The sequence below is a fragment of the Halarcobacter mediterraneus genome (assembly GCF_004116625.1).
GTDB classification, from domain to species: domain Bacteria; phylum Campylobacterota; class Campylobacteria; order Campylobacterales; family Arcobacteraceae; genus Halarcobacter; species Halarcobacter mediterraneus.
Genome location: NZ_NXIE01000001.1, coordinates 598667 through 618818, shown reverse-complemented (window position 1 = coordinate 618818; position 20152 = coordinate 598667). Strand labels below are relative to the sequence as shown.

Sequence of the window (20152 nt, the reverse complement as noted above, 5' to 3'; positions counted from 1 at the left end):
ATTATTGTTTATCTTCTTTGTATTTATTAATAAAAATAATTGCAGTAATTTTTAAAATAACAGGTGCTAGTCCATAAAGTAGAGTAAGGGTTAAAATAGAATTATCACTTGGGTTGTTTTCATTAAAATCAAAAAGCCCTAAAATACCAAAAGATATTGCAACACTTAAAGCAAGGGATAGTTTTGTAATCATAGCCCAAAGTCCAAAAAGTAATCCAGAACAGTTGTTTTTAATCTCTTCTGCTTTTTGGCTTATATCAGAATGAATAGAAGTAGGGAAAGCTAAATCTGCACCTAAAGAAAAACCTGAGATTATGCAAATTATTAGAAAAGGAACAAAATCATTTTCTCCTAGGAATGGAACAAAAATAAAAGAAGCTGATGCTAAAACAATAGAATAAATCCAGACTCTTTTTTTACTTGTTTTTTTTGAAATAGCAGTCCACACAGGAAGAGCTAAAACCCCAGAAAGAAAATATACAATAAGAAGTAATCCACTTGATTTTGGTTCTTTTATTACAAACTCAATAAAAAGTAAAAATAAAGTTGCAGGAATAGCGTTTGCAAGGTTATTAAAAAAGTATCCTATTTGTAAAGATTTAATTTTTGGCAATTCTTTATAAATAATTTTTAAATATGAAAATTTAAAGTTTTCAATGTTTTCACTTGTTACTGTTTTTATTTTAAATAATGAAATTATTGTAAAACAAGTAAAAAGTATAATAAAAATAACAAATAGTAAGTCTAATACTTCTTTTGTATTACTTGAAATAGAAAATAAAAAAGGAAGTAAAAGAGCAATAAGAACACCAACTATTGTTCCTATTTCTCTAACACTATTTAGTTTTGTTTTATAATAGTAATCATTTGTTATTTCAGCAGACCATGTAAGGTATGGAATATTTACCATACTCCATGCAATATATACTAAAAAAGAAAAAGCAAATAACCAAATGCTTGCATACTCTTCTTTTGGATTAATTAGTAAATAAAAACTTATTATTAGTAAAATAGTACCAATAGCTACTAAAGGTTTTCTAGAATTGTATTTTTGTTTACTTCTATCACTTAAGTATCCTAAATAAGGGTCTAAAAATACATCAAAAAATCTTGCTAAAAAAAGAACTCCTCCTACTAAAGCCATATCTATGCCAATATCTTTTGCGTAAAATGTTGGCAAATAAATATATAAAGGTAATCCAAGTATTGCTAAAGGTACTGCAAGAAGACTATAATAGAGTAAGTTTGATTTAGCCATTGATTTTTCTTTTTACAAATTTAATTAAAAATGATATCACAGGTAGTTTTTCATATAGATTTGAAGCAGCATCCCAAAAATCTTCATGCAAAATTACTTTATCATCAGAATTAAAAATAACTCTACTAACTCCTTCAAAGCTTTGTAGGTTTTCTTCTTTTTTAAATTTAAAAGTAAAAGTCCATTTTATATAAGCAATATTTCGACTTTCAACTATCTCATCTACTTTAAACTTAGGCTCATCAAGTTTTTTATACATATTCAAAAAAACTCTAAAAATATTTTGTAATCCTTTTACTTCATGAAAAGGGTCTTTAAATTTAGCATTTAAGTCAAAAAACTTTGCATACTCTTTTAAGGGAGTATCTTTGTCTATAGATTCAAAGAATGAGGCATAGTCTTGTGCTTTCATTTTATCAACCTTTTTGTAATAGCTAGAGAAAATTTATATGGAATCAAACTTAAAAACTGTAAAAACAATCTTAGTTTTGTAGGAAATCTTACTTCAAATCGCTTATCTTTTGTAATACCTTTGAAAATCTCTTCTGCTGCATATTTTGGTTCCATAAGTTGAGGCATATCAAAACTATTTTTACTAGTAAGTCTAGTTTTAACAAAACCATGATTTATAATTTGTAAATCGATATTCTCTTGTTGTAATTCAGGATGAATTGACTGTGCAAGATTTAATAAAGCTGTTTTAGGTGCAGAATAACCACCACCATTTGGAAGTCCAAAGTATGTTGAAAGACTTAAATTCCAAATCCATTTACCACTTTTTTGTTTTATAAAATATTTTGAGATATTTGTCATGATATTAATAACACCTAAATAGTTTGTACTATTCATTAAAGCAAACTTTTTATAATCCCATGATTTCATATCCATAACTTCATAAGCCCCTGCATTGTAAAACCAAATGTCTAAGCCATCAAAAACTTGCCAAACTTCTTTTATCTTAGTTTCAATATTTTCAGTATCTTCCACATCAAAATCTAGTAAATAAATGTTTTCTTTGTAAGAGTCTTTTAACTTTAAAAGTTCTTCACTACTTGAAGCAGTTCTTGAACTAACTATTATTCTGAATTCATTTTCTAAAAAGATTTTTGTTAATTCTAGTCCTATACCACTACTTCCTCCAACTAACCAGATTCTTTTATTTGAATTTTTCATAACCGACCCCTTTATTAATGTATAATGATATAATATTAAAGTATTTTTTGTAGTAACTTTATGTAATCTTATAAAAAGTAAGACAAAAGTTAAGGTTTTATTAAGATGTTATCTTTGCGATGTTATAATAGTCCTTATCATGTATGATTTTAATAAAAGGATATTTTTTGAGTTATATTAGTGAATCTCATTATAAAAAACTTTTTGAAAGTGCACACATCCCTATGTTTTTGGTTTATAATAATGTCATTGTAGAAGCAAATGAAGCAAGTGTAGAAATTTTCAAAGTTAACACGAAATCCGATTTATATAAAGTTCACCCTTCTCAAATATCCCCAGAATATCAACCAGATGGAAGAAAGTCTCAAGAAAAAGCAAATGAATTAATTAAAGAGTGTTCTGAAATTGGATTCATACAATTTGAATGGGTTCATCAAAACTTAAGAGAAGAAGAGTTTATTGTAGAGGTTACTTTAAAAACAGTAACTATTGATGGTAAAGAAATGCTTTTTACAGCCTTTCGAGATATTCAAAAAGAAAAAGAGTATAAAAAAAGTTTAGAAGAACAAAATTTAAGATTAGAAAATAAAAATAAGTATTTTACTGAAATTAATAGTATTTTAAATACTAATCATGAATGGGAAGAACTAATAGATAAAATCTTTTTATTAGAAGAATTTAGAAAAGCATTAGACGAAAGTTCTATTGTTTCAAAAACAGATAAAAAAGGTATTATCACTTATGTAAATGATAACTTTTGTAAAATTTCAGGTTATAAAAAAGAAGAGTTAATAGGTCAAAGTCATAATATAATAAGACATCCAAATACAAAAAAAGAGTTTTTTAAAAATCTTTGGCAAACAGTTCTAAAGAAAAAAACTTTTAAAGGTGTTATTGAAAATAGAAATAAAGATGGAGAATCATACTTTGTTGATACAACTATTGTTCCTATTTTAGATAAAAATGATGAAATAGTAGAATTTATTGGAATAAGAAATGACCTTACACCTGTGTTTGAAAAAGATAAACTTATTTATGAACAGTTTACTGATGATTTAACTTCTTTACCAAATAGACAAAGACTTTTAGACGATATTAAAAAGTTTGTTAAACCAAAACTTGCAATTATAAATATTGATAGATTTAAAGATATAAATGATTCTTATGGTTTTGAAATTGGTGATGAAATTTTAAAAGAGTTATCAAAAAGATTAAAAAAATATAGATCAACTAATCTAAAAGTATATAGGCTTTCAGGTGATATTTTTGCATTTTTAGCTTTTGGGAATTTAGAAGAAGAGGAACTACTTAAAACTTGTGATAGTTTTATTTATAATTTAGATTTTCAAAAATATAAAATAAATGACTATGAATTTGATATTTCATATTGTGTTGGGATATCAGCAGAGAGTGGAAATAAGCTTTTAACTCAAGCAGAAGTAGCTTTACAATGGGCAAAACAAACCCATAAGGATATTGTTGTTTTTGATGAAAATATGCCTATATATAAAGAACTTAAAGAAAATATTGCTTTAACAAAAGATATAAAAAGAGCAATAGAAACAGATAATATTTTGATATATGGTCAAAAAATAGTAAGTAATAAAAGTGATGATTTCAAGTATGAAGTTTTAATGAGACTAAGACAAGAAGATGGAACTATAGTTTCTCCTTTTAAATTTTTAAATCATGCAAAAAAAGCAAGACTATATCCTCAGATGACAAAAATTGTTATAGATAAAGCTTGTAATTACTTTAAAGATAAAGATGTGACTTTTTCTATAAATTTAATGATAGAAGACATTAAAGATAGAAGAATTATTGATTATTTAATTGAGAAGTTAAAGGAAACAAATACTGCAAATAGAGTAATTCTTGAAATTGTAGAATCTGAAGGAATAGAACGATTTGATGAAGTTGGAGATTTTATTAAAGAAGTTCAGGCTCTAGGTTGTAAAGTTGCAATTGATGATTTTGGAACGGGGTATTCAAATTTTGAATATATAATTAAATTAAATGTAGATATTTTAAAAATTGATGGTTCTTTAATAAAGAATATTCATGTAAATGATAACTTGAAATTAACAGTTTCTACTATTGTAAATTTTGCAAAAGTTCTTAATATTGAAACTGTAGCAGAATTTATTCATAATAAAGAAGTTGATGAAATAGTTAAATCTTTAGGTATAAACTATTCTCAAGGTTTTTATTATCATGAGCCTGAATTTTTAATTTAAATTCAAGTTCATAGCTTTTTAATCTTTTTTATACTTAAGCCTAAATACTTTATAAGTGTAGTTTCTATAATATAATAAATATTTATATTTTTTATATAAAATGTATTATAGGAGTAGTAAATATGAATCATTTGTTAAATGAAAATTGGCATGCACTAAGTACTGAAAAAACTGCAGAACTTTTTGAAAGTGATATACAAGAAGGCTTATCTCCTTTAGATATAAAACATAGAGAAGATTTTTTTGGATTAAATGAAATTAAACAACAGCAAAAAGAAACAAAATTAAAAAAGTTTTTTATGCAATTTCACAATGCTTTGATATATATTTTATTAGCTGCTTCTTTAATAACATTTTTTTTAGGAGAATATATTGATAGTGCAGTTATTTTTGCTGTTATTATTATAAATGTAATTGTAGGTTTTGTACAAGAAATAAAAGCTCAAGAAGCTATTGAATCATTAAAAAATCTAGTTGATACTAATGCTATTGTAATAAGAGAAGGTAAAAAGCATGAGATATCTTCAAAACATTTAGTACCTGGAGATATTGTTCTTTTAGAGTCAGGTTTTAAAGTTCCTGCTGATATGAGACTTATAGATGTAAATGATTTAAAAGTAGATGAATCTATGCTAACAGGAGAATCTTTACCGGTAAATAAAGAAATTGAGAAAATTGAAGAAAATACACTACTTAATGATAGAAATAATATGATTTATTCAGGAACTTTTGTAACATATGGCAGAGCTAAAGGAATCGTTGTAGCAACTGCTGGACATACACAAGTTGGTAAAATAGCTCATTTGATTAGTGAAACAGTATCTTTAGAAACTCCCCTTACAAAAAAAATATCTCAATTTAGTAAATTATTGTTATATATTATTTTAGTATTAGCAGCTTTTACTTTATTTGTTGGAGTTCTACGAGATTATAGTTTTGTTGAAATGTTTATGGCTTCAGTAGCACTTGCAGTTGGAGCAATTCCTGAAGGACTTCCTGCTGCTGTTACTATTACTTTAGCTATTGGTGTACATAAAATGGCTAAGAAGAATGCAATTATAAGAAAACTTCCTGCTGTTGAAACTTTAGGAAGTGTGACTACAATTTGTTCTGATAAAACAGGAACCTTAACCCAAAATAAAATGTTTGTTACTAAAATCTTTACTTCAGATAATTTATATGAAGTAAATGGAGTAGGGTATGAACCTAAGGGAGATGTACTTTTAGATAAAAAAGTTTTAGAAAAAATACCAAACTCAGTATATGAAACTTTACTGTCTTCTTATTTATGTAATGAAGCTTATTTAGTAGAAAAAAACAAAGAATATGAAATCAGTGGAGACCCAACAGAGGGTGCTTTAATTGTAGCAGCACTTAAAATGAAAATTGATGAATATGAAATCAATAAAACTTATAAGAGATTAGATATTTTGCCTTTTGAATCTGATAGACAATATATGGCAACTTTAAATAAAAATGTAAAAAAAGATATAAATGAGATACATATAAAAGGTTCAATTGAAAAAGTCTTACCTCTATGTCAAACAATGCTAAGTGAAAATAGTATAGAAAAAATAGATTTGAAAAAGATAGAAGAAGAAGCAGTAAGCTTAGCTTCACAAGGACTAAGGGTTTTAGCAATTGCAAAAAAAGAGACAAACATAGACAAAATTGAAGAAAATATACTAAAAGAAGAGTTTGTTTTCTTAGGTTTAGTTGCAATGATTGATCCACCAAGACAAGAAGCAATACAATCAGTAAAAGCTTGTAAAACAGCTGGAATAAATATCATTATGATTACAGGAGATCATGCTTTAACAGCTTTCTCTATAGCAAAAATGATGGGAATTCTAAAAGTTGATGATAGTTTTGAAGATGTAACTTTAAATGCTAAAGAGCTACATAATTTATCAGATGAACAACTTATTGAAAAGTTAAAAACAGTAAAAGTTTTTGCAAGAGTTGAACCAGAACAAAAATTAAGAATAGTTGATGCTTTACAAGCAAGACAAGAAGTTGTTGCTATGACAGGTGATGGTGTAAATGATGCTCCTGCTTTAAAACAAGCAGATATTGGAATAGCTATGGGGAAATCAGGTACTGAAGTAGCAAAAGAAGCTGCTGATATGCTTTTAACTGATGATAACTTTAGTTCTATTGCTACCGCAGTTAAAGAAGGAAGAAATGTTTTTGATAATTTAATTAAGTTTATTACTTGGACTCTTCCTACAAATTTAGGAGAAGGTTTAGTAATACTTTTTTCTGTAATGCTTGGATTTAGTTTACCAATTTTACCTGTTCAGATTCTGTGGATAAATATGACAACAGCAATATTCTTAGGACTTATGTTAGTTTTTGAGAAAAAAGAAGAAGATATTATGATAAGACCTCCACGTAATCCTTCTACACCTATTTTGTCAAAAGAGTTATTTATAATGATGTTAGGTGTGGCTATTTATATGCTTATTACTTCAACAACAATTTTTGAATATTATATTTTAAAAGGAATGACAGAAGATTATGCAAGAACTGTTGCTGTTAATATTTTTGTTTTTATAGAAATATTTTATCTTTTTACTTGTAAAAATTTACATAAGTCAACTTTTAAAATAAATCCTTTTGATAATAAAAACCTTTTATATGGTGTAGGAATTATGGTGATATTACAAATAATATTTACAAATAATTCTTTGATGAATAGTGCTTTTGGAACAACGCCAATAAGCTTAAATGCTTGGACATTGATTATATTTATTTCATTTATTATTATATTTATAGTAGAAGTTTTAAAGTATTTTCTCTTTTCCAAAACAAAAGTAAAATCTTAGTTGATATTATATTGAAGTTTAGATATAATCGCCCAAAATCAAGTAAAAAAAGGTTAGTTTTATGGTTCAAGTTGTAAATCTTAAAAAAGCATTCGGACCAAGAGTGTTATTTCAAGATATAAATTTAAAATTAGATACAGGGAAGAGATATGGTCTTATTGGTGCTAATGGTGCTGGTAAATCAACTTTTCTTAAAATACTTTCAGGTGAAGATGATGCTACTGAAGGTGAAGTTCAAATTCAAAATGGTAAAAAAGTTGGAACATTAAGTCAAAACCAATTTGCTTATGAAGAGTATACATTATTTGATACAGTTTTATTAGGTAATAAAAGATTATATAATGCAATAAAAGAAAAAGAAGAGTTATATATGAGTCCAGAGTTTACTGATGAAGTAAATAATAGACTTGCCGAGTTAGAAATCGTTTGTGTAGAAGAAGATCCAACTTATGAGTATGATGTAAAAATTACAAAGATTTTGGAAGATTTAGGTTTTCCTGCATCACAACATACTGATTTAATGTCATCATTAACTGGTGGAGATAAATTCAAGATTCTTTTAGCACAAGTTTTATACCCAAAACCAGATGTATTATTCTTAGATGAGCCTACGAATAACTTAGATATTGAAACAATTGGATGGTTAGAAAATCAACTACAACACCATGATGGTACAATGGTTGTTATCTCTCACGATAGACACTTCTTAAATGCAGTATGTACTCATATTTTAGATGTTGACTATAAACAAATAAGAGAATTTACAGGAACATATGATGATTGGTATATTGCCTCAACTGTATTAGCAAAACAAGCTCAAGCAGATATGAGTAAAAAGCAAAAAGAGAAAGAAGAACTTGAAAAATTTATTGCAAGATTCTCAGCAAATGCTTCAAAAGCAAAACAAGCTACTTCTAGACAAAAACAATTAGATAAATTAGATATGGGAAAAATTGAAATCTCAAGTAGAAGAGACCCTTCAATTATTTTTAGACAAAAAAGAGAAGTAGGAAAAGAGTTATTAACTGTAAAAAATATCTCTAAATCATATGATGAGCAAGTATTAAATGATATCTCTTTTTCAGTTGAAAAAGGTGATAAAATAGCACTGATTGGTCCAAATGGTATTGGAAAAACAACTTTATGTGAAATATTAGTTGGAAATGTTAAACCTGATTCAGGAGAAGTTCATTGGGGTGCTACTATTCAAAATGGATACTTTCCTCAAAATGCAACTGATATTATTAAAGGTGATATGACATTATATGATTGGTTAAGAAGTTTTGATAGAGATGCAGATATCAATGAAATTAGAAACTGCCTTGGAAGAATGTTATTTAATGGTCAAGAGCAAGAGAAAAAAGTGGAATCTTGTTCAGGGGGAGAAAAACATAGAATGTGGTTATCTAAAATCATGTTAGAGCAACCAAACTTTATGGTACTAGATGAACCAACAAACCACTTAGACCTTGAAGCAATTATTGCACTTGGAGAAGGACTTTTAGAATATCCAGGGTCTGTAATTTGTGTATCTCATGATAGGGAACTACTTGATGCTTATGCAAATAGAATTATTGAAATTCAAGATGATGGTTCTATCGTAGATTTTAAAGGAACTTACGAAGAATATATCGAATCAAAAGAGTCTTAAAAGACTCTTTTTTTAATTAGTGATGTTTTGAATGTTTAGAAGACATCCTTCTTTCTCTTCTTTTTATAGCGTCGTTATATCTTCTTTTTTCATCTTCCGTTATAGGTTCTAGTTTAGGAACAGGAACTGGTTTAACATCTTCATTTACTGCAACCATAGTAAAGTAACATACATTTGTATTTTTTAAAGTATGGTCTTTAAAATCTTCTGATATAACTTTTATTCCAATTTCCATTGAAGTTCTACCTGTATAGTTTACAGAAGCATGGAAAGTTACTAAAGAACCTATTTTAATAGGGTCTTTGAATAAAACCATATCAACAGACAAGGTAACTACATAAGTTCCACAATATCTAGCAGCACAGGCATAAGCTACATGGTCAAGCATTTTTAATATTTCTCCACCATGAACTGTATTTCCCGTAAAGTTTGCTTTGTCTGGTGTCATTAGCATTGTCATTGTTAGTGATTTATCATTTTTACCCATTTTATATAACCTCTTGGTATTTTATTAAATTTATTATATGAAATAAAAGAAAAAAATATAGATAGATTTGCTATTTTTTTTTCTTATCTTTATTAATTATAGTAAAAAGTAACAATATAAACCTAATAAAAACTTATAATACTATTTTAATACTATGTCTAGTTATAATAAAAATTGAGAAAAGGATGTATTATGAATAAGTTTAAGATTTTAGTACTAGATGATATTTATGAAAATGTGTACGCTTTAAAGCTTCTTTTAGAAGATAGTTTTTTAGATATTGAAATTTTTGAAGCCACTTGTGTAAAAGATGCTTTAGTTATAATAATTAAAAATGAAATAGATTTAATCTTAAGTGATGTTCAAATGCCAGAAGTAGATGGTTTTCAGTTTGTTGAGTATTTACAAGAAGTAGAGTCAACAAAACATATTCCTATTATATTAATTACAGGAATATATAATACTTCTGAATATCAGAAAAAAGCATATAGTTTATCTTCAAATATTGTTGATTTTATATCAAAACCAGTGGATGAAGAAATTTTATGCTCAAAGTTGAAAATCTTTATTAATTTATTTAGTCAAAAAAAGCAAATTGTTTTTTCTCAAGAAGAAAAAATAGATAAAATGATGAATAAATTAGAGAATAAATATCGAAAAACTCTTATTGAAGATGATGATTTAGTAGATTTACAAGAATTAATTGAAAAAAATGTTAAAAATGATTAAATCATTTCTAACATTTGTTCTTCAGTAAGAGTACTTACTCCTAAATCTACAGCTTTGTCGTATTTACTTCCTGCATCTTCTCCGTAGATTAAGTAATCTGTTTTTTTAGATACAGATGAACTTACCTTTGCTCCAAGTGCTTCAAGATCTTTTTTTATAATACCTCTACTTTTACTCATTGTTCCTGTTAAAACTACAGTTTTTCCTTTGAAAGCATTTTCACTTACTTCTTGTTTTACTTCAACTTTTGGGTTTATTATTTCAATTAGTTTACTTACAAGCTCTTTATTTACTCTCATAAAATCAACAAATGATTTAGCCATTTGTTCCCCAATACCATCAAGAGCTATAAGTGAGTCTAGATCTATATTTATTACTTCTAATCCAAACTCTAAGCAGATTTGTTTTGAAGCTACTTCTCCAATATGTTCTATTCCTAAAGCATTTATAACTCTATGAAGTTCAGTTCCTTTTGTATTTTCAATTGCATTTAAAAGATTAGAAATCTTCTTTTCTTTAAAGCCTTCTAAGTCTTGTAAGTCTTCATATTTTAAAGAGTAAAGGTCTAAAATATCATAAATCTTTTTTTCATTTACAAGTAGTTCTACAATTTTATTTCCTAAACCATCAATGTTCATACAGTTTTTATTTGCAAAATAGATTATAGAGTTTGTAACAATTGCTGGGCAGTCAAGATTTTGGCACTTAATTAAAGTACCTTCATCGTGAAGTTCACTTCCACATTTAGGACATTTTGTTGGTCTTTGAACTTTTTCTTGTGTACCATCTCTTCTATCATGAAATACTTTTGTAATTTTTGGAATAATATCTCCACTTTTTATAATAATTACTTCATCATTGATTCTTAAGTCAAGTCTTTGGATTTCATCATAGTTGTGTAAAGAAGCTCTTTCTACCATACTTCCGTCTATATGCGTGGGTTCTACTACTGCAACAGGAGTAATAACTCCTGTTCTTCCAACTTGTTGAATAATATCTTTTATTTTTGTTGTTTTCTCAACTGCTGGAAATTTATAAGCACATGACCATCTAGGAAATTTAACTGTATATCCTAGTTCCTCTTGGGTTTCTATATCATCAATTTTTACAACCATTCCATCTAACATCATAGGAATATCATTTCTTGAAGCAATTATTTCATGATAAACTTTTTCTATACCTTCAACATCTTTAACAACTATTTGTAAGGGAGGTTTTACAAAACCTAAAGAATAGATATAGTCCATTTTTTCTGAGATTTTTTTGAAGTTTAAAGAGTTTTGTCCTACTCCCCAAACATTAAAAAATAATTTTCTTGAGGCTGTAATACTTGGGTCTAGTTGTCTTAAGCTTCCAGAAGCTGCATTTCTTGGATTTGCAAAAGGTTGTTCTTCATTTTTTAGTCTAAGCTCATTGATTTTCTCAAAATCAGCTTTTTTTATAACTATTTCACCTCTTATTTCTAAAAGAGATTTTTCTTCTATTTGAAGGGGAATAGAGTGGATAGTTTTAACATTATTTGTAACATCTTCTCCCACATTTCCATCACCTCTTGTAATTGCTTGTTTTAAAATACCATTTTCATAAATAAGGTTTAATGACGCCCCATCAAATTTTGGCTCACACATAAACTCTAAATTTGTATTTACTTTTTTTGCTCTATTGATCCAATCTTCTAACTCTTCAGTATCAAATACATCTTCTTGTGACCACATTCTTGAAAGGTGACTTGCTTTTTCAAAGCCTTCTAAAATAACTCCACCAACTCTTTTATTTGGAGAGTTTGGGTGGGAATTTTGTGGATAAGTTTGTTCATAAGCTAAACAAGTTCTTGCTAATTTGTCATATTCTTCATCAGTAGCTTGTGGATTATCTTCCACATAATAAGCATGAGCCCATGAAATAAGGGTTTGTATATTTTTATTATATTCTTCTTGTGTAATGATTTCTTCCATGTTTTTTTATACCTTTTGTAATATATCAACTCTAAATGGTTTTAAGAAGGTTTGTTTTCCTCCTCCAAAACTTTCATATCTTTTTTTTACTTTATTTTTTAATTCTTCTGTTATTTGATTATCGTTATAACTAAGATTCATTTGTTTTTTTTCAAAGTCTTCAAAATTTTCATAGGAAACTTCTGTTTGAAAAAATATTTCTTGAAAAAGTTTAAACTCTTCTTTTTCAACAGCATTTTTTATAGCTTCAAAAGCTTGAATTCTTACTTCTTTTTCATCATGAAAAATAGAAACAAGTTCATTTTGATGACCTTGATAAAGAGGTTCACTAATATAAGCAAGAGCATTTGGTTTTAAAACTCTTTTTATTTCATCAAGTGCTTTTTTCATATACTCTTTTGGAATATGATGAAAAGATTTAAACATTAAGATAAAATCTATTGATTCATCTTCTAAGGGTAAATTTTCTGCTCCTGTTAAGATAAATTCTATATTTTCAATTTTTTCTTCTAAATTTTTTTTATGTTGTATTTCATCTACTTCACAGGCAATAATTTTTCTATCAAAACCATTTGAAGCGATTTTTTTTGTCATAGTAGCATTTCCACAACCAAGTTCTAAAATAGTTTTATTATTTAGATTAAAAGTTTCTACTAAGTAGATTTCTTCAATAGTTTGAGTAATATTTGTTTCTAATAATTTCATGGAGTTCCTTTAAAAAATGTATTATACAAAAAGAATATATGAAAAAAACTAAATGCAAATAAACTTAATGATTATTTTGCTAGAATTAAATTTAATAATTAAATGGAGAAATAAAAATGTCTTATTTTGAAATATTTTTTATAGGTTGGAATTTAAATGTTTTTATGTTTTTAGTAAACTTAACTATAGCTTTTAAAGTAATGAGTGAAAAAACAGCTGAAGAACTTATGGAAGAAGATGAAGTTTTAAGTGAATTAAAAACAGAGTTTGAAAAATACTATCCTAATAAAAGATTAGAAAGTGTTATTACTTATTTAATTCCTTTTGCAGGTTTTTTTAAATCAGTTATTAGAATAATCGAAATCTTATTTTTCTTTTCAAGAAATAAAGGAACAAATTTAGTTGATTATATGATTTATAAATATAAATATGAAATAAAATCAGCAAAAGATAGATTAAAACAGTAACAGTAATAATTTTTTATTTCAGAAAAAAGCCTTATGTAACTTCGATGTAATCAAAAGTCTATATTATGATGACCAAAAAATAATTTTAAGGTCAAAGATAATGAATAAGTTTTCTTTACAAAATAAAATCTTTTTGATTTTAGCTCTTCCCATTATTACAATTCTTTTTTTATCAGTAAATACTTTATTAAATAAATTAGAACAAAAAGAGTCTATGTTTAAAACAAAGGAGTATTTACAACTATCTATATATTCAAATGCTTTGTTAAGTAAACTTCAAGAAGAACGAGAAATAAGTTTAATGTTTACAGAAACCTATGGAAAAGAGTATGAAAATGAGCTTATAAACTTACGACAAGCAAGTGATGAAAAACTAATACAGTTAAATGAATATGCAAAAGTTTTTAATATCTCTGCTTATTCCCCCAAAGTTGTAGAAAAAATTCAAGAATTAAAAGAAAGTCTTAATAAATTAAATTCTATAAGAAAAAAAGTAGATGAAATTGCCATTAGTGATGAAGATTTAATTTCTTATTATGATAAAGCAATAAATACAATTTTGTCTTTTATGGATGAGATATTAAGTTATAGCAATGATGGAGTTTTATCAAAAAAATTACAAGCTTATATTTCAATTGCAAATGTCACAGAAAAAGCTTCACAAGAAAGAAGAATTGTAAGAAAGATTTTTGAAAAGCAGCAACTATCAAATGATGATTATTTTGAATTTTCTTCTGTTGTCTCTTCCCAAGAAACTTTTTTGCAACTTTTTAAAAATGTTTCAAATGAAGAACAAGCAAAGTTATTGGATAAACAGTTTGAATGTAAAGATTGTAAAGAAATAAAAAAATTTAGAAATATAATTTTTAATAAAAGTCATAAAGATAGTATTTTATCTGATATTCAAAAATATGCTGGATATGGAGGTTTGGTTCATAGTTTTAAAGACTATATATTAAGCGGTGATGATAAATATATGAATACAATTCAAAAGTTTCATACAAGAATCTTACGAAATGTAAACAAATATAGAAGAATAAAAGATATTTCAAAAGAAGAAAAAAGACTTTTAAAAGATATAAAAAGAGTTTTTGATAACTATATGGGAAGTTCTTTAGATATTATGGAGGCCCATAATGCTAATAAAAACATTTTAGAAATTAACTCTTTAATTCAAATTGACAATAAAAAAGCAACTATAGCATTAGAAAAACTTACAAGTAATATGTATGGGGCAGATGATAAGAAATGGTTTGAAGTATCTACAAGAAGAATTAATTTTTTCTCAAATTTAAGTGATACTTTATCTTATGAAATAAAAAATTATATTGAAGTTAAGAATAGTAAGATAAACCAAGATTTTGTTGTGATGATTTCTTTTATCTCTTTTATGATTGCTCTTGTATTTTTTATAAGCATTTTAATGACAAGAAAGATAGTAAAATCTTTAAAGAGTTTTAAATCACAATTAGATTCATTTTTTTTATATGTAATTAGAGAAAAAGAACATATCAAACCAGTTGAAGTAAAAGGCAATGACGAGTTTGCCTTAATGACAAAAGATATGAATACACAAATTAAAAAAATTGAAGAAATAATGGAGCAAGATAAAAAAGTTGTTGAAGAAATAAGTGATATTATGACAAAAGTATCAAATGGTTTCTTTGAGTATCGTATTCATCAAGTGGGTGCAACAAAAGAGGTTGAATCTTTAAAAGAAATTATTAATAAAGTGATTACTTATACAAAACAAAAAGTTGATAATATAAATAAAGTTTTAGATAGTTATGCAAACGGTAAGTATAATTTTAGATTAAAAGAAGAAGAAAAAATAGGTATGTATGGGGATTTTGGAACTTTATCAACAGGTTCTGTTCTTTTAGGACAAGCAACTTCTCAGTTAATTGCGATGATAACAAATGCAGGAAAAGAATTAGAAGAAAATACTTCTATTTTAACTCGTTCTTCACAATCTTTATCAAATAGTGCAAATGAGCAAGCTTCAAACTTAGAACAAACAGCAGCAGCAGTAGAGCAAATCACAAGCAATATGAAATCAAGTTCAAATGATGTTACAAAGATGTTAAGCATCGCTGATGAATTAAATTCAAGTGCAAATAGTGGTAATAAGCTTGCTAATAAAACTTCAGATTCCATGGATGAAATAAATGATAAGGTAACAGCAATAAATGAAGCAATCTCAGTAATAGACCAAATAGCATTTCAAACAAATATTCTATCACTAAATGCAGCAGTAGAAGCAGCAACAGCTGGAGAAGCTGGAAAAGGTTTTGCAGTTGTAGCACAAGAAGTTAGAAATTTAGCAAATAGATCTGCTGAAGCAGCAAAAGAAATAAAAGATTTAGTTGAAGATGCAGCAATAAAATCAAATGAAGGAAAAAATGTTGCAAATGAAATGATAAGTGGTTATACCCAATTATCTGAAAAAATAATTCAAACAAAAGATATTATTGATAATGTAAGTACTGCAATAAAAGAACAAGAAGTAGGAATGCTTCAAATAAATGATGCCGTTGCTCAGCTAGATGAAATGACACAAAAAAATGCAAGTACTTCTACAAATATTGATAATCTTTCTAAAGAAGTAGCCTCTTTATCTACTAGATTATTAGGTATAACTTCCCAAGCAGAAATAAATGATAAGTATTATTATATGGTAGATGATATTCAATTAATTCAAAAAATCTCAAAATATAAAAATGACCATATAAACTTTAAAAGAAACTATTTTAAAGAACTTGACTCTTATAAACAAATAGAAGTGAAAAATGAATCTTTATGTGAATTGGGAACTTGGATGAAAAATCAAGAAAAAGAAAATGAAGCTTTTACTAAAACAAATGAATGGAATACTTTAAAAGAAAGACATAAAAATGTACATTTAAAAGTTCAAAATTATGTAGACTTAAATGCTCAAAAAGTAAACAATAAACACTTAAAAGAAGCAGCAAAAGAGATTGAAGATGCAACAGCTTTAATTTTTAGTTCTTTAAATGATATTGCTGTAATAAATACTAAACTTCTAAGACAATAGCTTTTAAACTTAAAATATTATTCAAAACTAATTTGAATAATATTCTACTTATATAAGTAAATCTTATTTTAAAATTAACTAAAAATTAATTTTGTGGGAGTATAATTACTTTCATAAGTTTAAATTATAATAGGATTATAAGATGAACAAATGTAAAAAATTTATTTATATGTATATTGATGGCTTTAAAAATATGACACTGGGAAAAACTTTATGGAAAATTGTTTTCATAAAATTAGCAGTGATTTTAATATTTTTAAAATATTTTATTCATGACAAAACTATTAAAACTGAATATATAACAAAAGAGGAAAAAATAGATTTTGTTTATAAGAATATAACAAAGGAGTAAAAATGGAAGAGAGTTTAGTTGATTGGTCCAGGGCTCAATTTGCCTTAACAGCAATTTATCACTGGCTTTTTGTTCCTTTAACTTTAGGACTTGGATTTATAATTGCATTTATGGAAACAATTTATGTAAAAACAGGTGATGTTTTTTGGAAAAGAACTACAAAGTTTTGGATGACTTTATTTGCAATTAATTTTGCTATAGGAGTTGCAACTGGAATTATAATGGAGTTTGAGTTTGGAACAAATTGGGCAAATTATTCTTGGTTTGTTGGAGATATTTTTGGAGCACCATTGGCTGTAGAGGGTATTTTAGCTTTCTTTATGGAATCAACATTTTTTGCAGTAATGTTTTTTGGTTGGGATAAAGTTTCACGAGGGTTTCATCTTTTATCAACTTGGTTAGTTGCTATTGGTTCTAATCTTAGTGCTCTTTGGATTTTAGTAGCAAATGGTTGGATGCAGTTTCCCACAGGAATGAAGTTTAATCCTGATACTGTAAGAAATGAAATGGATAATTTTTGGGATGTACTTTTTTCTCCTGTTGCAGTTTCAAAGTTTTTACATACTATTGCAAGTGGATATATAGTTGCTTCACTTTTTGTAGTGGGGATTTCTGCTTGGTATTTACTTAAAAAAAGAGATACTCTTTTTGCAAAAAGATCTATGATTGTTGGTGCAACTTTTGGTTTAATTACTTCAATTTTTATTATCTTAACAGGAGATGAATCAGCTCATCAAGTTGCACTTAAGCAACCAGTTAAATTAGCAGCAATGGAAGGTTTGTATGAAGGAAGAGAACAAGCAGGAATTGTTGCTGTTGGAGCTTTAAATCCTAAAAAGACATTAGATAATGAAGAAGAAGTTTTTTTATTTGAATTTGAAGCACCTTATGTTCTTTCTTTATTGGGATATCATGATATAAACGCCTTTGTTCCTGGACTTAAAGATTTGGTTTATGGAAATGAAAAATATAATATAGAATCAGCCCAATCCAAAATTGATAAAGGAAAGATTGCAATAGAAGCACTAAAAAACTATAAAGAAGCAAAAAGAAATAATGATATGCTAAAGGCAAATGAATATCAGAGTATTTTAGAAGAAAATATGCAATATTTTGGTTATGGGCATCTTAAAAAACCTGAAGATATTGTTCCTCCTATTGCTATTACTTTTTATACTTTTCACTTAATGGTTGCTCTTGGAACTTGGTTTTTAGTTCTTTTTGCTCTTTTATTATATTTTACTTTGAAAAAAGAGATTATGGAATATAAACTTTTATTAAAAAGTGCAGTTTTTTCTATTCCTTTAGGATATATAGCAAGTGAAGCAGGATGGGTTGTAGCTGAAGTAGGGCGTCAGCCTTGGGCTATACAGGATTTAATGCCTGTAGGAGTTGCTGTTACAAATATTTCAAGTACAAATGTTCAAATTACCTTTTTCTTATTTGCTTTTTTATTTACTGCACTTTTAATTGCAGAGATAAAAATCATGTTAAAGCAGATAAAAATTGGTCCAAATGGAGGTCACTAAGATGTTTGAAGAATTAACACTATTACAATTACAACAATATTGGTGGATAATAATCTCTTTACTTGGGGGACTTTTTGCTTTTATTATGTTTGTTCAAGGAGGACAAACTTTAATAGGAAAGTTATCAAAAGGAGATGAAGTTTTAAAAACTATGCTTATTAATTCTCTTGGTAGAAAATGGGAATTAGGGTTTACCACTTTAGTTTTATTTGGTGGAGCTTTATTTGCTGCTTTCCCTCTGTTTTATTCTACAAGTTTTGGAGGTGCATATTGGGTTTGGATGGCAATTTTATTTTGTTTTATTATTCAAGCAGTTAGTTATGAATATAGAAAAAAACCAGATAATTTTTTAGGACAAAAAGTTTATGAAGGTTTTTTATTTATAAATGGAAGTTTAGGAGTTATTTTATTAGGTGTTGCTATAGCTACATTTTTTTCAGGTTCTTCTTTTTTAGTTGATGAAAATAACTTTTCTCATTGGCAAACTCCATATAGAGGGTTAGAAGCTTTAGGGAGTGTTTTTAATTTGTCATTAGGCTTTGCTTTATTCTTCTTAGTAAGAATTTCTGGAGCACTTTATTTTATTAATAATATAAACAATGAAACCATAAAAGAAAGAGCAATAAAAAGTATAAAACTAGATATGTTGATTTTTCTTTTTTTCTTTTTAGTTTTTTTATCTCTTTTATTTACAAAAGATGGTTTTGCTTATGATGAGAATGCTTTTGTTTTTATACAAGAGTATAAATATCTTCAAAACTTTTTAGATATGCCTATTGTTTTAGGTATGTTTGTTGTTGGAGTTTTAATGGTTGTTATTGCAGTTTTTGCAACTATTCATTTAAATATGACTTGTTGTATTAAAACAGGTGGAGTAGGGATTGTTTTAACTGTAATGGCATTATTTTTAAATGTAGGTTTTAATAATACAGCTTATTATCCTTCAACTTTTGATTTGCAAAGTTCTTTAACTATTCAAAATAGTTCAGGAAGTCATTATACTTTAACAACTATGTCTTATGTATCTTTAATGGTTCCATTCGTAATAGCTTATATAACTTATGTTTGGTATCAAATGGACAAGGTAAAGATTACAAAAGAGGAAATGGAAGATCCTCATGGACACAATTATTAGGAGAAAACATGGAGTATTTAGAACCTATTTTATGGCTTATTACTTGGCCTTTAGTTATCTATATTTCATATAGATTAGTTTTAAGAAACTTAAAGAAGATGTAAATGATTCAAGTGATGAAAAAAAGTTTTATATATTTCTTTTTTTTGATGCTTTTCATAAATCTTTCACAAGATATATATCATTATTATAATAAGGAGAAAAAAATGATAGTATTTCCAGTAAAAACACAAAAAGAAAACTCAGCGGTTTCACCTCTTTTTGGAAAAGCAAAATATTTTGCTTTTTTTGATGGTGAAAAATTAGATATAGAAGCAAATCCATATAATAAAGGTTCAATGCTAATTGATTGGTTTTTAAGTAAGGGTATTGAAGAATTAATTATAAAAGAAATGGGAATCAAACCTTTTAATAAAGTTAAAAATACAAAAATAAAAGTACTTTATGCGGGTGATGATAGAGTTACTATAAATGAAGTTATAGAAAAATATAAAAATAAAAGTTTAAAAATTTTAAATGAAGAAGAGTTGTTAGCAATAGTTAAAAATCATAAAGGTGCTAAAAGTCATTCTTAAAAATACAAAGCATTTA

Annotated in this window: 15 protein-coding genes and 1 pseudogene; 10 read left to right on the top strand and 6 right to left on the bottom strand. The window is 26.8% G+C overall.

Annotated elements, in window-relative coordinates; translation table 11 throughout:
* Position 1 precedes the first annotated feature (1 nt).
* From CP965_RS03130 to CP965_RS03120, 3 genes are read right to left on the bottom strand one after another with little or no spacing between them, the layout of a single operon-like run.
* Positions 2 to 1258, bottom strand: a complete 1257-nt coding sequence (locus CP965_RS03130; RefSeq protein ID WP_129060597.1) for an MFS transporter — start codon at positions 1256 to 1258, stop codon at positions 2 to 4.
* Positions 1251 to 1670 carry a nuclear transport factor 2 family protein gene (locus CP965_RS03125; protein WP_129060596.1) on the bottom strand — a complete coding sequence of 140 codons (420 nt, stop codon included), beginning with the start codon at positions 1668 to 1670 and terminating at the stop codon, positions 1251 to 1253. The genes CP965_RS03130 and CP965_RS03125 overlap by 8 nt, the downstream gene beginning before the upstream one ends.
* Complete coding sequence (locus CP965_RS03120) at positions 1667 to 2431, bottom strand: SDR family NAD(P)-dependent oxidoreductase (RefSeq protein ID WP_129060595.1); 765 nt, start codon at positions 2429 to 2431, stop codon at positions 1667 to 1669. Before CP965_RS03120 ends, CP965_RS03125 begins: the two co-directional genes overlap by 4 nt.
* A gap of 167 nt (positions 2432 to 2598) precedes the next feature.
* On the opposite strand from CP965_RS03120, the gene CP965_RS03115 reads away from it, so the two are divergent.
* The 3 genes from CP965_RS03115 (at position 2599) to abc-f (ending at position 9147) form a co-directional block, all read left to right on the top strand.
* A complete protein-coding gene (locus CP965_RS03115; protein WP_164970984.1) occupies positions 2599 to 4668 on the top strand; it encodes an EAL domain-containing protein in 2070 nt (689 codons plus the stop codon).
* A 122-nt stretch (positions 4669 to 4790) separates the two neighbouring features.
* Positions 4791 to 7496 carry a cation-transporting P-type ATPase gene (locus tag CP965_RS03110; RefSeq protein WP_129060593.1) on the top strand — a complete coding sequence of 902 codons (2706 nt, stop codon included), beginning with the start codon at positions 4791 to 4793 and terminating at the stop codon, positions 7494 to 7496.
* A 61-nt stretch (positions 7497 to 7557) separates the two neighbouring features.
* Positions 7558 to 9147, top strand: coding sequence for a ribosomal protection-like ABC-F family protein (gene abc-f / locus CP965_RS03105; protein ID WP_129060592.1), 1590 nt, complete (start codon positions 7558 to 7560; stop codon positions 9145 to 9147).
* 16 nt (positions 9148 to 9163) lie between these two features.
* Here abc-f and CP965_RS03100 read toward each other — a convergent pair whose 3' ends face one another.
* Positions 9164 to 9634 (bottom strand): acyl-CoA thioesterase, encoded by a 471-nt coding sequence (locus CP965_RS03100; protein WP_129060591.1) that lies wholly within the window; start codon positions 9632 to 9634, stop codon positions 9164 to 9166.
* A 192-nt stretch (positions 9635 to 9826) separates the two neighbouring features.
* Here CP965_RS03100 and CP965_RS03095 point away from each other — a divergent pair, with 192 nt between their 5' ends.
* Positions 9827 to 10363: a response regulator gene (locus tag CP965_RS03095; RefSeq protein WP_129060590.1), complete on the top strand. Its 537-nt coding sequence runs from the start codon at positions 9827 to 9829 to the stop codon at positions 10361 to 10363.
* Here CP965_RS03095 and ligA read toward each other — a convergent pair.
* Both ligA and CP965_RS03085 read right to left on the bottom strand, forming a co-directional pair.
* Positions 10360 to 12306 carry an NAD-dependent DNA ligase LigA gene (ligA, locus tag CP965_RS03090; RefSeq protein ID WP_129060813.1) on the bottom strand — a complete coding sequence of 649 codons (1947 nt, stop codon included), beginning with the start codon at positions 12304 to 12306 and terminating at the stop codon, positions 10360 to 10362. The two genes, CP965_RS03095 and ligA, sit on opposite strands and share 4 nt — an antisense overlap.
* 18 nt (positions 12307 to 12324) lie before the next feature.
* Positions 12325 to 13023 (bottom strand): class I SAM-dependent methyltransferase, encoded by a 699-nt coding sequence (locus CP965_RS03085; protein ID WP_129060589.1) that lies wholly within the window; start codon positions 13021 to 13023, stop codon positions 12325 to 12327.
* A 116-nt stretch (positions 13024 to 13139) separates the two neighbouring features.
* Here CP965_RS03085 and CP965_RS03080 point away from each other — a divergent pair, with 116 nt between their 5' ends.
* The 6 genes and pseudogenes from CP965_RS03080 (at position 13140) to CP965_RS03055 (ending at position 20136) form a co-directional block, all read left to right on the top strand.
* Complete coding sequence (locus CP965_RS03080) at positions 13140 to 13490, top strand: hypothetical protein (protein WP_129060588.1); 351 nt, start codon at positions 13140 to 13142, stop codon at positions 13488 to 13490.
* 100 nt (positions 13491 to 13590) lie between these two features.
* Positions 13591 to 15984, top strand: a pseudogene (locus tag CP965_RS03075) (methyl-accepting chemotaxis protein); the annotation flags it as partial.
* A gap of 703 nt (positions 15985 to 16687) precedes the next feature.
* Entirely contained in the window at positions 16688 to 16897 is a 210-nt protein-coding gene (locus CP965_RS03070; protein ID WP_129060586.1) for a DUF4492 domain-containing protein, read from the top strand.
* A 2-nt stretch (positions 16898 to 16899) separates the two neighbouring features.
* Entirely contained in the window at positions 16900 to 18426 is a 1527-nt protein-coding gene (locus tag CP965_RS03065) for a cytochrome ubiquinol oxidase subunit I (RefSeq protein ID WP_129060585.1), read from the top strand.
* A gap of 1 nt (position 18427) precedes the next feature.
* Entirely contained in the window at positions 18428 to 19561 is a 1134-nt protein-coding gene (gene cydB / locus CP965_RS03060; protein WP_129060584.1) for a cytochrome d ubiquinol oxidase subunit II, read from the top strand.
* A gap of 206 nt (positions 19562 to 19767) precedes the next feature.
* Positions 19768 to 20136 carry a NifB/NifX family molybdenum-iron cluster-binding protein gene (locus CP965_RS03055; RefSeq protein WP_164970983.1) on the top strand — a complete coding sequence of 123 codons (369 nt, stop codon included), beginning with the start codon at positions 19768 to 19770 and terminating at the stop codon, positions 20134 to 20136.
* The last annotated feature ends 16 nt before the right edge of the window (positions 20137 to 20152 follow it).